The 20,041-nt window shown below is 54.4% G+C and carries 24 protein-coding genes and 1 pseudogene; 7 read left to right on the top strand and 18 right to left on the bottom strand.

Annotated elements, in window-relative coordinates; all coding sequences use genetic code 11:
* Positions 1–52 precede the first annotated feature (52 nt).
* The 4 genes from AC1ROI_RS23030 to AC1ROI_RS23015 form a co-directional block, all read right to left on the bottom strand.
* A complete protein-coding gene (locus AC1ROI_RS23030) occupies positions 53–283 on the bottom strand; it encodes a hypothetical protein (RefSeq protein WP_102599502.1) in 231 nt (76 codons plus the stop codon).
* Between the two features lie 149 nt (positions 284–432).
* Complete coding sequence (locus AC1ROI_RS23025; RefSeq protein WP_102599503.1) at positions 433–681, bottom strand: hypothetical protein; 249 nt, start codon at positions 679–681, stop codon at positions 433–435.
* A gap of 9 nt (positions 682–690) precedes the next feature.
* Positions 691–1,251, bottom strand: a complete 561-nt coding sequence (locus tag AC1ROI_RS23020; RefSeq protein ID WP_102599504.1) for a hypothetical protein — start codon at positions 1,249–1,251, stop codon at positions 691–693.
* Positions 1,252–1,368: 117 nt separating this feature from the next.
* Positions 1,369–1,797, bottom strand: a complete 429-nt coding sequence (locus AC1ROI_RS23015; protein WP_102599505.1) for a hypothetical protein — start codon at positions 1,795–1,797, stop codon at positions 1,369–1,371.
* A gap of 633 nt (positions 1,798–2,430) precedes the next feature.
* Here AC1ROI_RS23015 and AC1ROI_RS23010 point away from each other — a divergent pair.
* Positions 2,431–3,303 carry a DNA/RNA non-specific endonuclease gene (locus AC1ROI_RS23010; RefSeq protein WP_102599506.1) on the top strand — a complete coding sequence of 291 codons (873 nt, stop codon included), beginning with the start codon at positions 2,431–2,433 and terminating at the stop codon, positions 3,301–3,303.
* An 83-nt stretch (positions 3,304–3,386) separates the two neighbouring features.
* Here AC1ROI_RS23010 and AC1ROI_RS23005 read toward each other — a convergent pair whose 3' ends face one another.
* Together AC1ROI_RS23005 and AC1ROI_RS23000 are read right to left on the bottom strand one after the other, a co-directional pair.
* Entirely contained in the window at positions 3,387–4,298 is a 912-nt protein-coding gene (locus AC1ROI_RS23005; RefSeq protein WP_102599507.1) for a CAAX protease, read from the bottom strand.
* A gap of 260 nt (positions 4,299–4,558) precedes the next feature.
* The gene (locus tag AC1ROI_RS23000) at positions 4,559–5,566 is read right to left on the bottom strand and encodes a tyrosine-type recombinase/integrase (protein ID WP_102599508.1); all 1,008 of its coding nucleotides are present in this window, start codon (positions 5,564–5,566) and stop codon (positions 4,559–4,561) included.
* A gap of 290 nt (positions 5,567–5,856) precedes the next feature.
* On the opposite strand from AC1ROI_RS23000, the gene AC1ROI_RS22995 reads away from it, so the two are divergent.
* Positions 5,857–6,738 carry a hypothetical protein gene (locus AC1ROI_RS22995; RefSeq protein WP_146013508.1) on the top strand — a complete coding sequence of 294 codons (882 nt, stop codon included), beginning with the start codon at positions 5,857–5,859 and terminating at the stop codon, positions 6,736–6,738.
* A gap of 93 nt (positions 6,739–6,831) precedes the next feature.
* Here AC1ROI_RS22995 and AC1ROI_RS22990 read toward each other — a convergent pair.
* The 4 genes and pseudogenes from AC1ROI_RS22990 to AC1ROI_RS22975 form a co-directional block, all read right to left on the bottom strand.
* Positions 6,832–7,079 (bottom strand): annotated as a pseudogene (locus AC1ROI_RS22990) (antirestriction protein ArdR).
* 66 nt (positions 7,080–7,145) lie between these two features.
* Positions 7,146–7,616, bottom strand: coding sequence for a hypothetical protein (locus AC1ROI_RS22985; RefSeq protein ID WP_173678007.1), 471 nt, complete (start codon positions 7,614–7,616; stop codon positions 7,146–7,148).
* Positions 7,617–7,803: 187 nt separating this feature from the next.
* The gene (locus tag AC1ROI_RS22980; RefSeq protein ID WP_102599510.1) at positions 7,804–8,475 is read right to left on the bottom strand and encodes a hypothetical protein; all 672 of its coding nucleotides are present in this window, start codon (positions 8,473–8,475) and stop codon (positions 7,804–7,806) included.
* Between the two features lie 91 nt (positions 8,476–8,566).
* The gene (locus tag AC1ROI_RS22975) at positions 8,567–9,064 is read right to left on the bottom strand and encodes a hypothetical protein (protein ID WP_102599511.1); all 498 of its coding nucleotides are present in this window, start codon (positions 9,062–9,064) and stop codon (positions 8,567–8,569) included.
* A 139-nt stretch (positions 9,065–9,203) separates the two neighbouring features.
* Here AC1ROI_RS22975 and AC1ROI_RS22970 point away from each other — a divergent pair, with 139 nt between their 5' ends.
* Both AC1ROI_RS22970 and AC1ROI_RS22965 read left to right on the top strand, forming a co-directional pair.
* Positions 9,204–9,779, top strand: coding sequence for a hypothetical protein (locus tag AC1ROI_RS22970; protein WP_102599512.1), 576 nt, complete (start codon positions 9,204–9,206; stop codon positions 9,777–9,779).
* Positions 9,780–9,905: 126 nt separating this feature from the next.
* Positions 9,906–10,550, top strand: a complete 645-nt coding sequence (locus tag AC1ROI_RS22965) for an SOS response-associated peptidase (protein ID WP_102599513.1) — start codon at positions 9,906–9,908, stop codon at positions 10,548–10,550.
* 121 nt (positions 10,551–10,671) lie between these two features.
* Here AC1ROI_RS22965 and AC1ROI_RS22960 read toward each other — a convergent pair whose 3' ends face one another.
* A complete protein-coding gene (locus AC1ROI_RS22960) occupies positions 10,672–10,866 on the bottom strand; it encodes a hypothetical protein (protein ID WP_102599514.1) in 195 nt (64 codons plus the stop codon).
* Positions 10,867–11,166: 300 nt separating this feature from the next.
* Between AC1ROI_RS22960 and AC1ROI_RS22955 the strand changes: the two genes are divergently transcribed.
* Together AC1ROI_RS22955 and AC1ROI_RS22950 are read left to right on the top strand one after the other, a co-directional pair.
* On the top strand, positions 11,167–12,501 hold the full coding sequence (locus AC1ROI_RS22955; RefSeq protein ID WP_102599515.1) for a pyocin-S2/colicin E7-DNase domain-containing protein: 1,335 nt from the start codon (positions 11,167–11,169) through the stop codon (positions 12,499–12,501).
* The gene (locus AC1ROI_RS22950; protein WP_102599516.1) at positions 12,498–12,749 is read left to right on the top strand and encodes a bacteriocin immunity protein; all 252 of its coding nucleotides are present in this window, start codon (positions 12,498–12,500) and stop codon (positions 12,747–12,749) included. Before AC1ROI_RS22955 ends, AC1ROI_RS22950 begins: the two co-directional genes overlap by 4 nt.
* A gap of 51 nt (positions 12,750–12,800) precedes the next feature.
* On the opposite strand, the gene AC1ROI_RS22945 is transcribed toward AC1ROI_RS22950, so the two are convergent.
* From AC1ROI_RS22945 to AC1ROI_RS22920, 6 genes are all read right to left on the bottom strand, one after another.
* Complete coding sequence (locus AC1ROI_RS22945) at positions 12,801–13,316, bottom strand: hypothetical protein (RefSeq protein ID WP_102599517.1); 516 nt, start codon at positions 13,314–13,316, stop codon at positions 12,801–12,803.
* A 159-nt stretch (positions 13,317–13,475) separates the two neighbouring features.
* A complete protein-coding gene (locus tag AC1ROI_RS22940; protein ID WP_207235033.1) occupies positions 13,476–13,967 on the bottom strand; it encodes a hypothetical protein in 492 nt (163 codons plus the stop codon).
* Positions 13,968–13,993: 26 nt separating this feature from the next.
* Positions 13,994–14,653 carry an N-6 DNA methylase gene (locus AC1ROI_RS22935; RefSeq protein ID WP_102599518.1) on the bottom strand — a complete coding sequence of 220 codons (660 nt, stop codon included), beginning with the start codon at positions 14,651–14,653 and terminating at the stop codon, positions 13,994–13,996.
* Positions 14,654–14,777: 124 nt separating this feature from the next.
* Positions 14,778–15,434: a hypothetical protein gene (locus tag AC1ROI_RS22930; RefSeq protein WP_102599519.1), complete on the bottom strand. Its 657-nt coding sequence runs from the start codon at positions 15,432–15,434 to the stop codon at positions 14,778–14,780.
* A gap of 549 nt (positions 15,435–15,983) precedes the next feature.
* Complete coding sequence (locus AC1ROI_RS22925; protein WP_102599521.1) at positions 15,984–16,283, bottom strand: hypothetical protein; 300 nt, start codon at positions 16,281–16,283, stop codon at positions 15,984–15,986.
* 14 nt (positions 16,284–16,297) lie between these two features.
* A complete protein-coding gene (locus tag AC1ROI_RS22920; protein WP_102599522.1) occupies positions 16,298–16,684 on the bottom strand; it encodes a hypothetical protein in 387 nt (128 codons plus the stop codon).
* Positions 16,685–16,988: 304 nt separating this feature from the next.
* Between AC1ROI_RS22920 and AC1ROI_RS22915 the strand changes: the two genes are divergently transcribed.
* Entirely contained in the window at positions 16,989–19,244 is a 2,256-nt protein-coding gene (locus AC1ROI_RS22915; protein ID WP_102599523.1) for an autotransporter domain-containing protein, read from the top strand.
* A gap of 117 nt (positions 19,245–19,361) precedes the next feature.
* Here AC1ROI_RS22915 and AC1ROI_RS22910 read toward each other — a convergent pair whose 3' ends face one another.
* Positions 19,362–20,030 carry a hypothetical protein gene (locus tag AC1ROI_RS22910; RefSeq protein ID WP_146013507.1) on the bottom strand — a complete coding sequence of 223 codons (669 nt, stop codon included), beginning with the start codon at positions 20,028–20,030 and terminating at the stop codon, positions 19,362–19,364.
* Positions 20,031–20,041: the final 11 nt, after the last annotated feature.

Below are 20,041 nucleotides of genomic sequence, written 5' to 3'. Positions count from 1 at the left end.
GTTGGTGCCAAACCACTCTTGCGAAAGTGATTGGTGACGTGGTGCGTCGGCATTAGTAAGTGAACAGGTTTCCGCTTGAGCCATGCCCGTTGTTGAACTGGGTGCCGCGGGGTACCTCGAACCAGCTGTATCCATTCCAAACTTCAAGGTTGTCGCCGGACACGCGGGCTTTGAAGTAGCGTTCGCCAAGGGCGGTTGGGTGAGTGGCATAAATGCCCGCGCCCTTCTCCAGGTGCTTAAGTATTTTGTTGCGCATTTCTGCTGCGCTGTGTTGGGTCGACATGTGGATTGTCCAATTGAAAGGCTGGTTGATGCGTCGTCAGGTCCGGCCTGAAGTACGCGTTGACTTGCCAACGGATATGAAAATCAAGCGGCTGTAATTTCTGGGCGAAAAAAAGCCCGGGCTGTGCCGGGCGTGTGGATCGGTTTGTGTCAGGCTTGCTGCTGGTAGCAGCCAGTCACTTTTGCGCGGCTGCGTTCCTGGTAGTAGTTGATGCGATCGTTGAAGGGGTGGTGTTTGAGTTCCGTAGAGCTGAAACCTGAACAGGTCCGAACGAGCTCAAGTGTGTCACCGGTGGAAAGCTCCCACAGAAAGATCGTCGTCGCATTTGCATGAATGGCGGCCTTCCTTGTGATCTGAGCGTTGTTCATCAGTCTGGACGCGGCGATGATTGGGTGCATTCACACACCTCACTCGCCAAACACGTTGCTTGTTGCCGCATGGGTCGCGTCCAGAAACGACGGGGTGCCACCGAAACAGGTAAGGCCGACAGAGTCCTTCGGAGCGATCTGCCAGTGCCCTGTGTTAGAGGGGTCCAGTTTGAGCGAGAACTCGATCTGAAAATTCATCTCGCCGAGGTGATTTTTGTAAATGGCTTCAGGTGTTATATCGGCAGACAGATCCGTCCAGTATTCGCCGTTGTGCACGCGGGTCGAGCGCCAGCCCTGGTTGTTCATCTGGTCGACCAATCGTGTGAATGCCGCCTTGTGAGGCGATGTCCAGTCGATGAAGTCCTGTACCTGGTCAAGCTCAGTACCGAAGTTGACGGTCTCGCAGAGATCGCCAATTTCATCAGCGGACAGGGGCAGAACAGCTCCGCTGTCAGTTGCGATCTCGATAAACTCGGTTAAGCCAGGTCGGTTGCTGAGCAGCGCTTGCTGATAGTGACGTAGTGCGGCGAGGATGGTTGCTTGCTCACGGTTTTCGACCAGCAAAACAGTTTGAGCTTGAACAGTTTTCGGGTTGGTCATGGTGCGTCTCCTGAGGGTTAGCAGGTCTTGCGTGGACCTGGTATTCGGAGATGTCGCGCACCAAACGATAAGGATGAGCCATGGCACGTGTCCTACTGACACGTGCACCCTTCAGCGCTATGAAAAAAGGTTTCCAAGGAAGCCTTTCCATACGAACTGTCCAACCAATTTCACACAGATTAGGCCGATGATTATTTCGGCACCGAGAGCGGCCACAATTTCGATGGTCCCCATTGGGTCCGCGGGCGTGAAAGGAACCACAACCCCGGTAATGCTTTTGGCGTAGTAGAGAAATGCGGCCGCAACCGCCAGCAACAGTAAGGCTCTCAGCCTCCCGATTTTGATCCCGTACCTGCTTGACGTTGGCAAAATTCCGATAAAGGTACCGACCCACCAATCGCCACAAATTTCGTGACCGGCGGGCCCGCCAACCAAAAGGCCAATAACCGTGGTAAGAACGTAATAGAGAACCACGAAGGCAAGCATTGCCAAATAGGGTGAGCCCCCTTGAGGCTCAGAAAATTTGTCGGAATAGAAAAGCTTCATGTGATGATCCTCATGTAGAAAAGGCGACGGGTTGGGAATACCGGTACGTGTTATTTCGGATTCTGCCTTTTCTTTTTCTTTTTGAATACTGAGAGAATCTATTTGACGCTTCCTAGGATTGGTGTGAGCGGTTTTGTGGTGGGTGCCGTGGGGGGAATCCAGGCTTAAACCCCGTATAGCCTGTATAAATGGCGCAGGGACTGGATGCGCGAGTGAGAAAATATTTTATAGATGCGTGTTGCATCAGCCATAAATTCTGTGTTTAATAGGCCCCAAGCAGGCGGAAACGCCTCAAACGACCCAATCTCCTGAAAGGCTGGGAAATCAACCGAAAGGTTGAACTTGCGACCACAAGGCCCGCTACATGTAGTGGGCCTTGTGGTTTCTGGCGTTTGAGAAAAACAGTTGGCCCGGACTGAATTTGGTATGCGTACCTGTTATGCTTCAAATTCAGCACAGCCGGCAATCGACCATGCTTTTACCTGCTTACCTTCCCTCGGCTGTGCCGGTAGCCACTACCCTGCCCGGTCTACCCCATACGGTTTCTACAAATCAGTTGCTGCCGGTACAGGGCGCTGCTGTTCACCGGTGCTGCGGTCAGTATTCCGCTTATCAATCTCGAAGAACTCACGCATGAAGCTAAGCAAACTTGCTGTCGGGCTTTCGGCCCTTGTAATGCTGTCGGCTGGCGCAGCCGAAGCTCGCGGTTTGATGGATTTCATCAAGCTGCCCAATGCCCAGGAAGAAAAGGGCAGCTACCGTTCGGGGACTATCGGCCAGAGCGAGGCGCTCGCGCTCTACTCCAGTCAGCAGAAACAGGCCTCATTCGACGGTTGTGCCGATCTGTTCCCGGCCGCCAGGCCGATCAACGTGGCCAGCGTGCCCGCGGCCATGAAGCCAATGGCACTGTGCTCCGATAGCTTCGCCGTTGTTTACTCGCAAACGAGTAAGACGCCACTGGTTGTGGTCGAGCGGCTTGATGCTGCGCAGCTACGAGATGCCAAGGGTGAAGAACGGACTAACCAATTCTACCCTGACCCTCGTATCCCCAAGAATGGCCGGGCGGAGCTGAGCGATTACCGCGGCACAGGGCTGGATCGAGGGCATCAAAGCCCAGCTGGAGACGCACCAGATCACCGCTCAATGGCTCAGTCTTTTGCGCTGTCGAATATGGTCGCGCAGAACTCCAGCAATAACAGAACGGCCTGGTCGAAATTAGAATCCGACGTGCGCAAGTTCGCCCAGCGTGCTGGTGGTAGTGTCTATGTGTTCACAGGCCCGCTCTTCGACCCTGGGTACACGACTATCGGCGATAACAAGGTCTGGGTCCCGACGCGCTTGTTCAAGCTGGTTTACGACGCTTCGTCTAAACGTGCCTGGGCGTACGTGCTCCCGAATGCTGAAACTCGGGTTGAACGGCCGATGGACTACGCCACCTTCGTAAAAACCACCGGGCTCAACTTGCTGGGGGATCTGCCGGTCACCGGTTCGGCCGGGAGATCGTGATCTTCGGGGATGGGCTGGCTTGAGGGAGTGGCCGTTTGGGGGCGCCGATCGCCCCCTTCACCCGAATTGCGTAGCCAAACCGCCTAGCTGATCGTGAACACCCGCTTGGATTTTCCGTAAATGCAGATTTTTTCCATCGTACTGTTGAGATGCGCCAGCTCGACGACGTGTGCCAGCTTGCTCATACTGGCCACTTTATGAATAACGCCCGCGTGCTGGTGTCTTCTTATCTCCGCAGACGTGCAGGCACTGTATGCGCGTTGCAGAATGCCGTTTTTGCGCAAAAGCTCGGTTTTCTCAGGTGAAATGAGGGTAATTAATTCCTCAATTTTTCTGATTTTTTCAACCAGGTGGGCAAGAGCGTTGGCTTCGTTGAGTACCCCGAAGCGTTTCCATGCCGGTTCATGATGGAACAACCTGTTCCGGAACTCCCTGACGGTTGTCACCAGGTCTTTCAGGTACGTGAGTGTCGTCGACGCTTGTTGCGACGGCCAAGGCCCAGTGAAAACCTTACCGAGATTCTTTGGCCAGATAAGATTGTTCCCCATGAACTCGGCATCAAGGATGAACTCCCAGGTGGAGAATTCTGTTTTTGAAACGACTTCGTGGTGCAGCGGCGTATGACGGTTTCGGTTGTGTCGGACTCTTGCTTCCCTGATCACCGCCCCGGCAGCAGTATCAAAATTCCCGTAGAGAAAATTAACCGGATAGGGAGCATTGGTGTTGGGAACAAATGATTTGTAGTGGAGTTTCGTCTTTTTCCACCAAAATCGGCCCAAATCTCCCGTAAGCGCCGCGTCGATCGCATTGCGAAGCGTCACTTCCGCGGAGCTAACGAGTGGATACAATGCCGCACACACGCTCAAGTTCCACAGGTAGACGCCCATCAACTCAAGGTCGTTCCGGGTATTAAAGACCCGTGCATAGCTGCCGATGCGGTGGTTGGTTATCAGGCCGTCGATAAGGACTGGACGATAGATCAAGCTTTTGGGCATTCTGGTCCCTTAGGAATTTCCTATACCTGCTGTGGGTTGACACGTGCGTCAACCATGAATATCCTGATGCCTAAGGTTGGTGTGGGGCTCCAATGGGCTTGCCTACGACCCTTCACAAAGACCTACGAAACATCCGCACCGGCCTAGAGCCGGTGTTTTCGTTTCTGCGCCATCATAACTTCCCTTCGCGACACTGGCACCCTTCTATAGCACTCGGTTTGGGGCTGCTGCATTACTGCTTTTCCTCTGTATTGTGCTCTTCAGCTGTTGCGCCACATCTGCCAGGATGCGAACAACCGTTCAGCTGAGACGATTTGAACAAAGCCCATTAGATGGGCGACATGCGCCGGCGACTCTCCCTGTTCAAACATTTCCGCCGCGTACGAGTTACGCAACGTTTGCGGGCTGGCGCGATGCTCATCTCCTCGTAACGCTTTGACCCCCGACTCTTCGATCACCGACTCTGTGATGCGCACGATTGTGGACGGGTGAATGCTGGTGACGGGCTTGCCATTTTTGATGATGGTTTTGATGTCCGAGGGAAACAGCAAATTCCCTTCAGTGGCCATCCTCTCCCGATGATGCAACCAGGTGGTGAGTGCCTGAACGGCATAGTCGAACGGCCGAGTCTTGTGGGAAAACTGCGATCGTTTGTCGCGCAGGGTAATCCAATGGTCTCCACGCAAGTCGATGCAATTAACAGTCAGAGCCACGATTTCAGCGACCTTGAGCCCAGCCCCCACGCACGAACCAACGATCGCCCGATCCCGCGCTTCACGCCATTGATCACGCTCTTTCTCCGCGGTGATCGGCGAAATCAGGTGATTGGCCAGCAAAGCTCGCTCAGCCTGATTGAGAAAGCTCGTAGGCAGGTTTCCATCCGCTTCCTTCCATTTTGCTCCTTCTTCACGCATTGCCTGTGCGGCCGGGTTCAGGAAGCCCACTTCGGCGGTGTTCTTGATCAAGTCGGCCAGCACCCGCTGGATCAACTTGCGGTACCGGTCACGCTGCGGCCGATTGTTGTCCAAGCTTTCCAGGAACGCGCTGATGGCGACTGAATCCACTTCGCTCAATTTAATGCCCTTTTGCTCAATCCAGGCGACAAAGCGACCCCATTGAGCTCGATAGACCTCGGCGGATGAGATTCTGATGTGAGCGCGTGAGGTGCCGCGGCCTGGCTGCTGGCTCATCCACTGCTCAAACGTGGCCTTGGGATCGGTATCCCAGGCAGTTGGGTCGGTTTTGAACAGGTCGTCGTGCGCACTCATGGTTCACTCCGCAGGTCCAGGCCTCGGTCAGGAAGATGAAGCTCTGACTGTTAATTGCATGTGGCTGAAATGGGATTCTAGCGGAGGTTTTGGCACCCTGCATGCCTGTTTTAACACTGGAAAAGGTGAGCAATGCTGCTGTGTTAGGCGCTGGCCAGCGACGTGGCCAAGTCGCAACTGGTGCCAAAGCAAAAGCCAAGGCACCGAACAGAAAGGAGGCACCTCCCCCGCTACACGCCCCTGTGATGCATCCCTGAGGTGCACGTTCAACTTTCTTTCAGGGGCTACACATGACTCACTCGAATAAGCGCAACAGCTTCATCCGCATCGCCGCCGCGGCTTGTCACGTACGTCTGACATTGAAATCGGGGCACACTGAGTGCTGCTCAGTGCAGCTGGATGCCCCGGAACCTCTGGTTGATGACCTGGTGCTGCAATTGATCTGGGGTAACCAAGGACGCTGTCATACCATCATCACGGAAAAAGGCATCGCCGACGGCAATTGGGTTGGCGACTCGTTTCACTGCAACAACAGCTGGGGCGAATCGGTGATACTCCAGTTCATCCAGATGAAAGTCCTCACGCCGGAAGACGCACCGTCGGCGGTGATCGAATCGGCCCTTCAGCAGGTGTTCGCACTGGCTGCTGGCAACCCGGATCTGATCGAGGAAAAAGCGGTGGTTGCCAGCCTCTCGGCAGTCGTCGCGCAAGGTCCAAAAGCGTTAATGCACTTCTTGTTTCCGGCGCAGTACAACGCTCTGCGAACGCTGCATAAATTGAATCAGCAGTCCGACGAAGATGAAGGCTATGACTGGGAAACCTTGACGCCGGCACTCAACGCCGTCAGCGAGGGTTTGAACGCTGGCTACGGAGCACAACTGTCGATCGGCGACGATGCAGCAGATGAAGATCTCGGTTTGATTCCGTGGACTGGGGAGATCCTGGATTTCCTCAAGGACTACGTTAACCGCACCGACAACCTGGAAAACGAAGCTGAGCTGGCCTTCAGGCTGCTGATGATTTCCATCAAGCTGCATACCCGCACTCAACTCGACGCCTACCTGGACACCTTGCGTGCCCGGTTGCTCGATGACAACGATGATCTAAAAACCCTGTCGAGCATGCCGCTCGAGGACATTCTGGAACAGATCACTAAACCTGTGGCGGCATAAGCTGCACAGATTCCTTTAAACGCTCCACCAGCCCTGACTTCGGTCGGGGCTTTTTTGTGATCGCCGAGAACGACCAGGTGATCGTTCCCGGGTTCAGATGGCCAGGTCGACCACAACCCAACATTTGGCACCGTTTCGGTCATCGCCACCCTCTGCAATGAATACGTGACCGGCCTCATCCACTGCGTAGGCCCCGGGACGTTCGTGGACCGCGTCCCGTAGTTTATTCTTCATCCATACACCTCACCCTGCCAAACCAGCACCACACCACCATGGCGATCCGGATTGCGGATTCGCCACTGTTCGACAGTGGTGAGTAACGTTCCGAGAAGCTGACTCATTTGTCGAGGTCCTGTGTTTCCATGAATGGCTGCGGTGAACTCAAAGGTAAACAGGGTGCTCAATGATCACTGCTTTGTGGCCGATACGGTATAAATATACGTAACCCCGTTCTCGATGGATTTGTATTCCTGCTTTCCACCGTTAGGAATGGTATCCGTGTGAGCAAACCTAACGCCTTCCGTTTTCGGTTGGTCGATGTACGTACCCCCGAGGTTGGCTGTGGGCATCTCATCCAGGCGAACGTAGTTCATGTCGAACACCACCTGAATACTTCCGTCGCTGGTGACAACCGGCGTGATGGATGCCGTGGTGCCAACCTCCAACTGCGCCATTACTACCTTGCCTTTTACGATGCCGTCTCTGTACTTGATGACCTCGACATTGCGGTGTGGCTGTGTGAAGCCGCCAGTGGTGAGACCGGCAAAATTATCGACAGTCACACCGTTACGCGTCAGCTCAGTGTTGATGTAGATGGAATCAGCCGCCAAGGCGTGACTAGACAGGGTTGCTACTACTGCGAAAAGCATTGCTCTCATGAGGCTTCCATTGTTCATGCGTACGGAATTTTGGTGTGCTCGACGTCAGCCCGAATGCCCTTGACCGGTTCGCGCTGAGTTGCGGCATTAATCCATAGTGGCAATCAATAGCCTTGGACACAATCCTCGCCGACCACCCCGCTCTGCCAAAAAAAAACCGCCAGCCAAAAGGCCAGCGGTCGTGGGGTTATTGTGCATGCGACGCCTGGAGGACGTAGCGTTTTTCAGGAACCATGATCGTTTCTTCAACCACGTCCATTTCCAGCATGTCCAGAAAGGCCACACGAATGTCATCACAGGCGCTGTCAAACGCCTCAACGACATTGACGCGAGCCTTCAACTGCTCCATCGACCAGTCTTCGAAATCCAGATCGTCGTCGATGCCGGCAGAAGAGACACTGAGTTGGCGGGGCGGTGTTGCGTAGTTCACTCGTCCTTGGTCACCGGTTGCGCGACATGCGCCACAGGTATTGTCACCGTCGGTGTTGCCGCAGGCTTGATAGTTGCGCTGGTAACAGGTACGGCAATAGGACTTGTAGCCCGTCGATTTCCATTCGCTACTGTAAAGCACCAGGTACCCACTTGAACGGCCATTGGTTCCGATCGTGTAAGCCCCGTGCATCTGGGTGACGAAGTCCTGGATCTGAACATCGAGTTCATCCCAGATATCGGTGCGGATTACGTCGTATGCCTTGTCCAGTTGCTCGGCCGTAAGCCCCAGGTTATGCAGCTTGATGCAGTGCGCATAACTGGTCGAACCGTTCCAACTGTTCATGGTGTTGTAGCGAAAATGGTCTTTGAGAAACTGAACCATCGACTCTTTACTGCGTCGATCGATTTTCTTCTGGAAGTGGGACATTTGGGATCTCCTGTTAGCTGTGTAGCTGGAGATGGGCAACATGGGTTTGGAAAATGAAAAAGCCCGGCATAAGAGCCGGGCTTAGGGTGGGTTATGCGGTCTGCTTGAACTGCGGCGGCGCCAACAGCGTTTCTACGTACTGACGATCACTCGCCACCATCCTGCCGGCGATTTCTTGGGTGAGCTTGGCAAAGTCATTGCTGACTCGATTCTGGCTCCCGGCATTACCGTTAGCTTGCTCCTGCCAGCACCGCTCATACGCAGCGACAAGGGCACGCGCATCAGCGAGGCGAATGCGCAAAACGATTGCCATCAATACCGCGCCAACCTGATAGGTCGGTTGGGTTTGGGGTTCGGTGCGCACCTGGTTAATGGTGATCGTTTCAGCGCAACTCGCCTCCTCTGGGGAAGCCGAGCCGGCATCGTTGATCAATGCACTCAGTTTGGCGACGGACATGTTGTAGATGTCGTTGTAATCATCACCTTCTGGGGGACGCTCAGCCTCATCGAGTTCATCGTTGTGCGCAATGAGAGCCGACAGCAGGTCTTGAAGGTGGGTTACTGAGACATAGCCTTTGGGAGTTTTCATTCTGGGGGAGCTTCCTGATTGATTGAACTTGCAATCAGGTATGACGAACAGGCGATTACACGTCGCCCGGGGCCACTCAGGTTTGTACGCGCATGTGTTGCATCTCGATGGGTAACGCAAACCTTTCAGGAGATGAACCATGAAGTTTCAGAACGCCTTTGATCGCATGACCGCCATCGTTGAATCCGAGCAGTGCATCCTCACCGGCTACCGCCAGGACTTCTATCAGTTCGATCGCGATCACCTGGCCAACACTGGCACGGTGGGTGGTCGCTACGTCTGGGTCCTCCGCGAGAACGGTACGCATCTCGCCTCGATCGGTCTGCATCCGCGGACTACCGAGTTTGTTGAATGCGCACTCAACTCGTTCGAGAAGGTGCAAACCTATGAAATCACTTTGCTGCCTGACGGCGATGCGGATATCAAACCCATCACCGCGGCGAAGGCCCGAGAGCTGATAAAGACATGTGCCTTCGAATTCCAAGGCCGGCACATCAAGCAGAAAGGAAAGCTGTTGGCCACCGTCGACATCCAGCCGCAGTACAACCAAGGCAAGTACGGTGGCAAAGTCTGTTTTACCTTCGACGATACCCCCTCATCTGATACCGAGGTACGCTTTAAACAGATCGCTCTGCACCTGTTTCAGGAACGCGTGGGCACCCTCTTTGCTTGCATGGATGAGGTAACGTTCCATACACACAGCGCTCGTAGCTGAATAACGTTGTACCCACCGCTGGCCTTTCGGTCAGCGGTTTTTTTGTGCCAAATACAAAGGAACAATCAAACAATTCTGCGCAGGATGCGGTCTATGCTGTGAACGACACAAGAAAGGATCCCCTATATGTGCTCCCACTACGAGGCACCAGAGAACGAGCGCTTGCTGGCCGGCTTCGGCGTGGCCCCCGATTCACAATTGCCAATAGACTTGTGGCCAACCTACATGGGGCCCTTCATCCGCCTGCGTCCTGAGGAGGCGCGCGAGGACGATCTGCCCGAGCTTGAAGCCCTCACTGGCCAGTTCGGCTTGCTACCGTTTTGGGCGAAGGATCGCAAACTAGGACGTCAGACCTACAACTGCCGTTCAGAAACGGCAAGTACCAAACCATCGTTCAAGTCAGCCTGGAAAAAGGGACAAAAGTGCATCATCCCCATTTCCGCCTTTTTTGAGCCGGACTGGCGAAGCGGTAAAGCAGTTCCTACCAGGATCACCCGTACCGATGGCGGTGTTATGGCGGTCGCGGGTCTCTGGGAGAGGTGGAAAGACCAAGATGGGCAAGTCGTCCACTCCTACACAATGCTGACGATAAACGCTGACGCACACCCCTTCATGAACGCGTTTCACAAACCGAATGATGAAAAGCGTTCCATCGTTATTTTGCCCAATGGGCTGATCACGGACTGGCTCAATTCAAGCGTCGAGCAAACCATGAGTTTCATGCAGCCCTACCCGGCTGACCGGTTGATGGTTGATAACCGCCCTGGGTGAGCTGTCGGCCTACGGCAAATCCCGCGCAGAAAAAAACCCACTCAAGAAGTGGGTTTCGGTAATGCGTTCAGATCCTTCGAACATTGGTGTTCGATTTCCAGTGTGATGCGCCTGGACACATTTATGATTCTTCCTTATCGACCACCACAGCGTCTACAGTGATGGGCTCGTCTTGTAGATCCCATTCAGCGTCGCCGGTGATTTTGGATTCGACCAACGCTGCTGCTATGGCGCTTTCCTCATTTTCAGCTTCGACCTCTATATCCATCGTCCGCAGTTTCGTCTCAGTCAATCGAATCTTAAATGTCGTTGTCATGGGTCTCTCCTGAAAGGTTTGAACTTGCTCGAGGAGATGACTCACATCGGTGTATAGCTTTCTGCGCCGGCAATTAGGGCATCGGTTGGCTGTGAGATTCCAGATCTCTCGGGCAAGCGGCCAATCGCCACCATTCAGTACTTAGCAATAGAGCGGTTATCCTGCCCCCAGCTATGACATGGAAAGGAAAGCGGAGCATGACATTATGGATTTGTCCTACAGCTTGCGCTAATGCTTCCAAGTAACGTCATTCTGCCCCAGCTATAGGCTGGATTCCCCAAGGATGAAAAGGAAGCTCAAATGAGCGGATACGTACCCAACCCGCCGAAGGGCTACCGCAATAGCGGCGTTGAACCTGTTGATATCCACGCCCAACGTTGGGCGGAATACAAAGACCTCCCACCGACGGATGACGCAAAGCCCAAAACCGTGGGCTGTGTGTTCGCAAAGAGCTGTGACCTCTCTGATGGTGTAATCGATTACAAGAAACCCGCCGGGTTTATCCCTGTTGAGAAAGTGGCCAACTACGGCGAGTTCGCCATTCTTGGAGGTCGTGAAACAGACGCAGACGGGAATATTCCCCTCAAAAAGATCGGTGGTAGCGCCGTACCGACTGCCCTGGGAACACTTCTATTAGGCGGAACTGCTACTGCTGCTAGTTTGACCTGTGGTGGCCTCTGCCCCGCCGGAACAACTGTTGCCGCTGGGACGGGGGCGAGCGCTGCGGGCGGTGCTGGGGTTGTTACTGCTGGTGTTGCTGCTGGAGCTCTAGGGGGACTGGCTATGTTGCTGTGGTCTTCGAGCTTGGGCGATAGCAGCCTATACACGGAAGAACAGCTCCAGTCACTCAAGCAAGCCCGAACGCGTGTCCGCCTGCACATTGAACAGCAGGCCGATGGAACCTTGAAAGGCTACGGGTATAACACCCAGAAGCGCAGCGAATGGGAAATGATTCCTGTAGTGCAGTTCGTTGCTCAAGGCTCTAAGCAAGTGGCCGACTTTGGCAACGGCGTGACGCTTATATGGACGCCGGCCGTTGACCCGTCCAGCATCTCGGGGATTCCACCGTTAGAGGGTGCACCTCAAGCACCTCAGATTTGGATTTATCCACCCACCGAACAGGCTGACAACATCATTGTCAGCCCGATTTACCCGGACGCCTATAACGACTATATCCTGGTGTTCCCAGCCGGCTCTGGCGTGCAGCCGTTGTACATTGTTGTCAGCGCCCGTCATGAATCCGGCGAGGTCACGGGGCAGGGTCAAGACGTTTCCGGCATCTGGCTTGGTGGCGCTGGCACAGGACTTGGCGCACCAATACCAACGAGAATTGCCGATCAGTTGCGGGGGCAAAAATTTAAGAGCTTTGACGACTTCCGGGCTGCACTCTGGACTGCCGTAGGCAACGATCCTGAACTACTCAGCCAGTTCAAACCCACCAACCAAGACTGGCTTGCAAAAGGCAATTCTCCGTTCGCACCGAAAGCAGAACGCAACGGCGGAAATGGTCGTTACGAGATCCACCACATAGAGCACATACAACATGGCGGCGCCGTTTACGATGTTGATAACCTCTCCGTAGCCACTCCAAAACGTCACGCTGAAATTCACAAGGAAGACCGGCAAAAATTATGAAAAATACATTCAGTGAATACACAGAAAGCGAATTCGTCGCCCTGCTACAGCGCATCAAAAGCCACGATGGCACGGAGCCAGAAGTGGATAAGCTGGTGTTCCACTTTGAAGAGGTGAGCGAGCACCCTGATGGTTCTGACCTGATCTTCTACCCGGAAGATGAGGCGGATGATTCAGCCGAAGGTATCACCCAAACAGTCAAGGAATGGCGTGCGGCTCAGGGTTTGCCGGGGTTTAAAGTCGAGTAACCGCGCCGATAAAAAAAAGCCCACTCAATGAGTGGGCTCGGGTGAAACGTTTTAAGGACGAAGCAGATAGTCGCCCTGAATGGCAGCGTTGGAAGACACCGCGTTGTTGGTTGTGGCTTGGGGTAAACGGCGAGTACCGTCGTCAACGAGATCCTCGAGGACTTCGGCCAACTTGCGAACATTGACTTTTTCGACGGTAACGCGAGCAATCGACGTACCTTCATCCTGCAAAAGCAGTTTGAAACCACGATCGTCAGCATCGTATCCGAGCACCACAAATCCGCGGTGTTTGCAGGTATTGACCCGAACCTGAATCGCCGGACGGCGGCCATTTTGAACATCATCGTCACAGTCGCGCATGAGGATGTAGTCCGGGTTAGCCCCTGCGTCCAGCAGCAGCTGCCACATGGTCCGTTGGTTATCAGGTGTTCTGAGGACCTCGACCAGTTCAATCATGCGCAGTAGCCGGCGAGAGCGAATGGAATCGCGATCGATCGGAAGCTTTGACTGATCGAAGCCGTCCAGCACTTCTTGATGGCTTACCAATGTTTTGATTGCGTTTTGCATCGTGACTCTCCTGAAAGTTGGGCCAGACGTTGCGAAGGCCTGGTACAGCAGGGATGCGTCACATGGGCGTGTAGAGGGTGGGAATGCATGACACGAGCGCATAGATGGAGTTTTTGATCAAAAAAAACCCCACCATTAATTGGTAGGGTCGGTGAAGCGTTATCTATGTTTGCCACATACGCTTTTCAGAGCTCTGTCGACCAGGTCCCCGTCATAGCTGATGATGACTTCAACGTTTTTACAATCGGTCCTCAAGCCACCCAGGATACGGGCTGAAATGAGGTAACCGTTCGAGTCTGTCTGACTCGCTTCTCCAAACAGGATCGAGTTGCTGACCACCGCGGCGAGAACAGCCCGGCCACCATCTTCTTCGGTCCAACTGGGGGAAACAGTGTTGCGCGGGATTACCTGGTTGTCACACACACGAAAGTGCTCGTAGCGATCTGACGCATGTTGAATTGCGACAGAGTCACAGACATCAACCTGGCCCACGTAAATCACAGGAACGTTTTGCCCGTTGACACGTACAACCGTCGACATCCGGGTAGCGGCTACTTCCATCACTGCATCGGTGGCTTCAGAAGCCTGACCAATCAGCGGTAAAAAACCACAAAGCCCCATCAGCACTACCAATACATTGCGGATTTTCATGAGGTTCTCTCGATTCAGAGTTGGAATTATGAAGCCAAAGCCAGACGCCGGGGGGAACTGGCGTGCAGGATCACCTGTTTGTTTTCGGAGCTTGCGAGGGTGTTGCCTTGAACGATCAGGATTTCTCCTATTTCAACTCTGTGCACTGCACAGTTGGCGGCGAGCTGTATGGCTGTCATCCGTGCGCAAATCGCGTCCAGATCGCAGCCGTAAAACTTCCACCGGAACAACTCTTCTGGTCCATGGTTTTCGAGAATTTGATTAGCCCTGGCCAGCAGCATTACGCCACTGCCACACGCAGGATCGGAGAGTACCTTTCGGCCTTGAGCCATTGATACCGGCTCGGGATCAAAGTTGGCCATCATCACTGCAATGTTCCAGGGCGTGAAGAACTGCCCCAAAAGCTGTTTGCCACCTTTGCTGCTGAGCTCGGCGTAAACCGCCCCAAGGATGTCTTTGAAAGGCTCCTCCTTGGCCACCACGTCGTCATAGCAACCAATTGCGATGATCACCCGTTCTCTAGCCTCTACGGGAGTTGGGTACCAGGGCTGGAATCCCCAAACCTCCATCACCGCGCTGAGAAAATAGCGAAACATTTCTGCTGGCGAGTACCGGTATCCATCACCGAGCGCATCGACCAGCGGTTTCGCATAAGACGGAACATTTTGAGAAAGCTTGTTAGCCATGAAGCGCACTCCAGAGTGATTGAACGTATGGCCTGTGATGTTTCACATGAGCCAGCAATCGACCTTGGAGCGTTTGCAAGTAGGCAGAAAAAAGCCGCCCTCACGAATGAGGACGGCTGGGGGGTTAAACGCCTTCTTCGGCGTCATCTGGTGGCGCCGGCAAATTTCGGAACGGCACCCATATTCTGGCCTGGACGAACGCCCCGCCCTCACACAGAGACACGGAAGCCTGCTCATCAAACTCCAGATCATCATTTGCCAGGTTCTCTTGCGCCCACACGCGGTACCGATTCTTCAAAGCCTCGGGGGACTCAAGTTTGAGCTCTTCAGGGCAAAACGGGTTTTCGCACGCGTTTTGGTGGCCAGCTTCATTGGACGACGGGACAGCTGCGAGCTCGCAGTGGGCGAGATCGTTGCCTTCGGCATCGCTAACTGAGATCACGCACTCGCGCCAATCCTGTGGATCTGCGATGTAGATCCCATCCTGCGTGAGGTACAAGACGCGACCTTCGGTATGAGGACGCATCAGCGCCATGCACCCACCGCCGGTGTGATATTCAACGAACCCGTAAGCCGAGACAGGGTTTACCAGGGTGCGACCATCTGGCGAAACGTAAGGATTTCGGATTTCCGTTCCTTCGTGAATGAAGGCCAGCAATGCCGGATCGTAAGGTGCAGGCACATGTTCACCCGCTGCATCCGTCAGAACCATTGGAGTAGCATTCAGCTCCTTGGCGGCTTCAGAAGTGTTTTGGGACAAGGTTTGATCATTGTTTTGCATTGTGAAGCTCCAGTTCGTTGTCATTTCAAAATGGAGATGGACAACACGGCCCCACAAGAAAAGAAGCCGTCCTCTGCGAAAGAGAACGGCTGTGTGCATCATTTATCAGTTGCAGATTTAGACTGAGTTGAGCGCAACCATCCCACGGGGGCGGCTCCATCTCACTAAGCGCTGCACGCCACGAATTTTGGTGACGTGATCCACGCCATCATCGCCGAAGTCGAGTCATCGCAATCCCAACAGCCGCGGGAGGTATCAAACGCGCTGACGTCAAAGTCAAACGCGCTCCCGTTCTCTACTTGGCCAGATTTGTCGAGGTATACGCCAACAAGATGCCCATCTTGAAGCCTGCAAGCCATGTCCTGGCCAATCAGTAAAGCTTGCCCGGGTTTACCAGCCAGAAGAGCCTGATAGGCAGCCAGAGTGTCTGTGTACGTCATGTCGTCGATCTCCTAGAAGGTTTTCATTGCCTACGGTGATGGTGCACAGGCGCGAGCAAACTGGAGGCGAAAAAAAACCGCTCCGAAGGAGCGGCTGATACTGCATTGTTCACACGTAAGCCGATACTTGCAGGCCCTTTCCATCTTCTTCTTGAGAGACGCCACCCTCGTTCGAGATTGTCACATCGACCAATCCGGTTTCACGGAACATCTGGGCCACTTTCTCAGCCACCTGCCGCTGATCGAAAGGCACTACCGTGAACCACGCCTTAGAGGCCGCACACCAGCGACATCCATAGCCACCAAACCAGCCATTAGCCTGGTTGCCGACGGCGGGTGGTTCGTAGCCGATGATCTTGCTGATGCGTTGCGCAAAAGCCTCTGGAAACTGCACCAGGTTCTCCGACATGTCGAACTCCTTGATCAGGCAGCCTGATGGTTGGATTCACGGATGCCCAGACTGGACATCTGCTTCAGCTTTGCCATGAAGCGTTCACTGGCAGTGGTGCTGGCCAGGTCGGGCACGCCGATGTAGTGGTTCATCCCCCCGCAGTAGTCTTTTCGGCCTTTGCAGGTTCGGTACATCACCCGCAACTCACCAGTCGCGACGTGAACCATCAAGTACAGGTCATCCGAATGAAGTGTCACCTCGCCCATCACCCCATTTCCGCCTTTGTTAGAGCGAACGTCATAGGACTCCGGCGACAGCTGGAGAGCCCCCGCGATTTCCAACAACAGACGCTTACCAGAACGATGCAGCGTTTCTTTTTTGACACGAGTTTCCAGCAGAGCTTTTGGGACGTTCAGCATGTTTGTTCTCCTCAGGGGGTAGCGGTCACTTGCGGTGGCCTTGAGCCTGGTGATGCCGAACAGGGTTGCATATTCGATACTGACAGAATCTTAAGTCCTTCGAAAACCGAGGAGTAATAAAGCGAAAACCTGCTATCGCCCCACGTTTAAACCGTTTCATTTACCTGATTTTATTGGGCTTTTTGGTTGTGGCTGGCCGAATTTAAAAATACCATTGATTTGATATCAAATCTGCCAGTATTATAAATCCATGTTATCGAGTTTTTTTTCGGAACGCCCCCAAAATCCCAGGACGAATTACTCCATGCACGACAAGAACAATCGCTTCAACCCACGCCTCTCCCTGCTGGTTGCCGCTATCGGTTTGGGCCTGAGCACCCCTTCCGCCCAAGCCGCTAACTATGGCATTGATGTCTTCGCCCCTACCCTGGGTACCTCGATCAATGGTTACAACAGCCGCTTGGGTGGATCGGGCGACGGTGAGATGCTTGTAGGTGGCCAGACCAACAGCTCTACCGGCATCACCAGTGCTTTCCAATGGACGCTGCTGGGCGGCAAGCAATACCTGGCAAGCCTCGGCAACGAAGCGACAGCCAATGCGGCGTCGAATGATGGCAGTGTCATCGTGGGCAGCTCGCTGGATAGCGTGAGCGGTAAAGTAATTGCTGTTAGTTGGAACAGCACCGGCATTCATGCGATGGAACTGCTCAACAACGGCTTCACCTCTGAGGCCCTCGGGGTTTCGGCAGACGGCAGCGTGATTGCCGGTTATGCAAATGATGGTCTGACGGGTAACTTCACCGCGGTAACCTGGAACTCCGCCGGCAATCTCACCAACCTGGGCTATCTGAGCGACGGCACCTACAGCTTTGCCTTGGGTGTCTCCGCCGACGGTCATGTGGTCGTCGGTTATGCAGAAAACGGCAACATGGGCGGCGACATGGCAACCCGCTGGATCAATGGTGCCAGTGCCGAAAGTTTGGGCACTCTGGTCGGCGGTATCAGCTCCCGCGCCAAAGCAGCAAGCGCAGACGGCACCTATATCGTCGGCTTTGGCGATTCGTCGGATTCTGCTACCGAAGCTTTCATCTGGTCTCAAGCTTCCGGCATAAAGGGGCTGGGGATGCTCTCCAACGGCACCCTCTCTGCCGCCAACGGCATTTCTTCAAATGGAGCAGTGGTAGTTGGCGTTGCAGACACCACCGGCAGCGTATTTACCGGTTTCCGCTGGACAGCAGAAACTGGCATGCAGTCGCTGGTGCAATGGCTGCAAGACAATGACCCGTCCTATGCCCTGCTGCCCGGTAACTCCCTTGACACTGCCACCGCAGTTTCGGCTGACGGCAATACCGTGTTCGGCATGGGCACCCTGAACGGCCGCGACCAACCTTTCGTTGCGCGCTCTTACGGTCCAATTTCAGTACCGGCTCCGGTCGTGACTCCGCCTGTTGTTACCCCACCAGTCGTTACTCCCCCGCCATCTGGTTCCGGCGGTACCACTCCACCGACATCTGGTTCGGGCAACTCCACCCCACCGACTTCGGGCGCCGGCGGTGGCACCACTGGTGGTTCTGGCACCCCGACAGCCGGCGGTAGCGACACCGACACTGCTTACCCAGTACCACCGACTGGCGTCATCGGCCTGTATGACCTCGGCGACTCGCTGAACAATGCCAGCCTGTACGCCGAAGCCATGCAAAACCAATTGCAGGGCTTCGTTCAAGATCAACTGAACTGCACGACTTTCGACACCAAAGGCATCTGCGTCAATGTCAGCGCCCAAATGACCCACCACAATGGCACCGTACAGGGTGACAACACTTACGGCGGCCTCACTATCGCCTACCGCATTACGCCGGATCTCGTGGCGGGCATCGGCTACCAAGGCCCGAGTTCGTCGTTGAAAATCCACGATGACCGCGTAGAAGGTGACACCAATACCGTCGGTGCCTTCGTTGAATACGGCAACCGTCTGAAGCAAGGTGTCTTCGCTCGAGGCGCCGTCGCAATCTCCGAGGGCGACGCAACTATCAAACGCTCCTACCTGACCGGTGCCGGCACCTCGGCATCCAAGGGCAAATCCGACATCAGCCAACGCGCCGTATCGGGTCAGGCCGGCTATGTGTTCATCGTTAAAGACAACACCGCGGTAATGCCGTATGTCGGTCTCGATTACCTGGACACCAAGCTGGACGGGTATACCGAAACCAGTGGCCCATACCCGGTCCAATTCGACAGCCGTACTCAAAACAACGTCTACGGCACTGCTGGCGTAACCGGTAGCCTGAACCTGGGCAACAAGGCAATCCTGTCGGCCAACCTCAAACACGTCGAGCGCCTGAACAACTCGAACGATGATCTGAGCGGTGAAGTGCTGGGCGTTTCGACCTTCGACCTGAAGCAAGACACGACTGAGCGCTGGGACGAAGTTGGGCTGGGCGTGCAGTTGGCGGGCCCGGTGAAAGCGTCACGTGTTGGTGTGTCCTACGGGCACCGCTTCAACAGTGATAAGGCTGTGGCAAGCGATGTAGCTACAGTGTCCTTCTCTGTGGGCTTCTGACCCTCGCTGGATGACAAAACGCTCCGCAAGTGCGGGGCGTTTTTTGTCCATCCAAAATAGATTTCAAAAACTGCGGACATAAAAAAGCCACTGACATGCAGTGGCTTGGGTGAAACGTTAGTTTACGGTCGGCGCAGGTTTGTTCACCAGCTCCCACCATTCGATGAAATCAGCAGCAATGCCTGGCTCACTCAGCGGAAAGTCGAGAACGACCTTGTTGAGATGATCGATGGTGTGCGAAGGCTCACCGTCCCCTGTGCAGTACAGCAGTTCAAACTTCTTGCGACTGGCGAGTTGGAAACAAAGCAACCGTTTTTTCGGGTCAGTGTAGTAGACGCGGCAATTACCCGAATCAACCATCTTGAACTTCAGTTCAAGTTTAGGAATGGACGGTTTTACACGAAGCAGTTCACGATTGGCGGTTACCAGCGTGCGCAGCACCTCGAGGTCGATATCAAATCGAACACCATCCGGAAACAGCTCAGCTGCAAACAGCTCGGATAGATCCCACTTCAGTGAATCCGATACGAGTGAACACTCCATTGAGTCCGCGGCACGCTCGGCGATCCACGCCTCACGATCAGCCTCGTCCTCGAATGCCTGATAACTACCTTCGGATTCCTCCTCGCGAGCCTCGGCCATTATCCGTGCGGTCAGAACACATGCTTCCCAGGGATCGGTGGCATGTACATTTTGAGAGAAGGAACCCTCATCGTTATTTGGCCAGCGAAGGGTCACGTAGTACAGCTGAGCAGCGGTTGCAGTCAAAGTAGCTTGTTGAGTCATTTTGTTCACCA

The sequence above is a fragment of the Pseudomonas sp. GW823-FHT02C02 genome (genome assembly GCF_058797635.1).
Note: the sequence above shows the minus strand (reverse complement) of the source record. Positions and strands in the feature narration are given on the sequence as shown.

Bases quoted from the DNA above. Each gene is read 5' to 3' on its own strand.
- AC1ROI_RS23030 (WP_102599502.1), bottom strand. From the start codon at position 283: ATGTCGACCCAACACAGCGCAGCAGAAATGCGCAACAAAATACTTAAG.
- AC1ROI_RS23025 (WP_102599503.1), bottom strand. From the start codon at position 681: ATGCACCCAATCATCGCCGCGTCCAGACTGATGAACAACGCTCAGATC.
- AC1ROI_RS23020 (WP_102599504.1), bottom strand. From the start codon at position 1,251: ATGACCAACCCGAAAACTGTTCAAGCTCAAACTGTTTTGCTGGTCGAA.
- AC1ROI_RS23015 (WP_102599505.1), bottom strand. From the start codon at position 1,797: ATGAAGCTTTTCTATTCCGACAAATTTTCTGAGCCTCAAGGGGGCTCA.
- AC1ROI_RS23010 (WP_102599506.1), top strand. From the start codon at position 2,431: ATGAAGCTAAGCAAACTTGCTGTCGGGCTTTCGGCCCTTGTAATGCTG.
- AC1ROI_RS23005 (WP_102599507.1), bottom strand. From the start codon at position 4,298: ATGCCCAAAAGCTTGATCTATCGTCCAGTCCTTATCGACGGCCTGATA.
- AC1ROI_RS23000 (WP_102599508.1), bottom strand. From the start codon at position 5,566: ATGAGTGCGCACGACGACCTGTTCAAAACCGACCCAACTGCCTGGGAT.
- AC1ROI_RS22995 (WP_146013508.1), top strand. From the start codon at position 5,857: ATGACTCACTCGAATAAGCGCAACAGCTTCATCCGCATCGCCGCCGCG.
- AC1ROI_RS22985 (WP_173678007.1), bottom strand. From the start codon at position 7,616: ATGAGAGCAATGCTTTTCGCAGTAGTAGCAACCCTGTCTAGTCACGCC.
- AC1ROI_RS22980 (WP_102599510.1), bottom strand. From the start codon at position 8,475: ATGTCCCACTTCCAGAAGAAAATCGATCGACGCAGTAAAGAGTCGATG.
- AC1ROI_RS22975 (WP_102599511.1), bottom strand. From the start codon at position 9,064: ATGAAAACTCCCAAAGGCTATGTCTCAGTAACCCACCTTCAAGACCTG.
- AC1ROI_RS22970 (WP_102599512.1), top strand. From the start codon at position 9,204: ATGAAGTTTCAGAACGCCTTTGATCGCATGACCGCCATCGTTGAATCC.
- AC1ROI_RS22965 (WP_102599513.1), top strand. From the start codon at position 9,906: ATGTGCTCCCACTACGAGGCACCAGAGAACGAGCGCTTGCTGGCCGGC.
- AC1ROI_RS22960 (WP_102599514.1), bottom strand. From the start codon at position 10,866: ATGACAACGACATTTAAGATTCGATTGACTGAGACGAAACTGCGGACG.
- AC1ROI_RS22955 (WP_102599515.1), top strand. From the start codon at position 11,167: ATGAGCGGATACGTACCCAACCCGCCGAAGGGCTACCGCAATAGCGGC.
- AC1ROI_RS22950 (WP_102599516.1), top strand. From the start codon at position 12,498: ATGAAAAATACATTCAGTGAATACACAGAAAGCGAATTCGTCGCCCTG.
- AC1ROI_RS22945 (WP_102599517.1), bottom strand. From the start codon at position 13,316: ATGCAAAACGCAATCAAAACATTGGTAAGCCATCAAGAAGTGCTGGAC.
- AC1ROI_RS22940 (WP_207235033.1), bottom strand. From the start codon at position 13,967: ATGAAAATCCGCAATGTATTGGTAGTGCTGATGGGGCTTTGTGGTTTT.
- AC1ROI_RS22935 (WP_102599518.1), bottom strand. From the start codon at position 14,653: ATGGCTAACAAGCTTTCTCAAAATGTTCCGTCTTATGCGAAACCGCTG.
- AC1ROI_RS22930 (WP_102599519.1), bottom strand. From the start codon at position 15,434: ATGCAAAACAATGATCAAACCTTGTCCCAAAACACTTCTGAAGCCGCC.
- AC1ROI_RS22925 (WP_102599521.1), bottom strand. From the start codon at position 16,283: ATGTCGGAGAACCTGGTGCAGTTTCCAGAGGCTTTTGCGCAACGCATC.
- AC1ROI_RS22920 (WP_102599522.1), bottom strand. From the start codon at position 16,684: ATGCTGAACGTCCCAAAAGCTCTGCTGGAAACTCGTGTCAAAAAAGAA.
- AC1ROI_RS22915 (WP_102599523.1), top strand. From the start codon at position 16,989: ATGCACGACAAGAACAATCGCTTCAACCCACGCCTCTCCCTGCTGGTT.
- AC1ROI_RS22910 (WP_146013507.1), bottom strand. From the start codon at position 20,030: ATGACTCAACAAGCTACTTTGACTGCAACCGCTGCTCAGCTGTACTAC.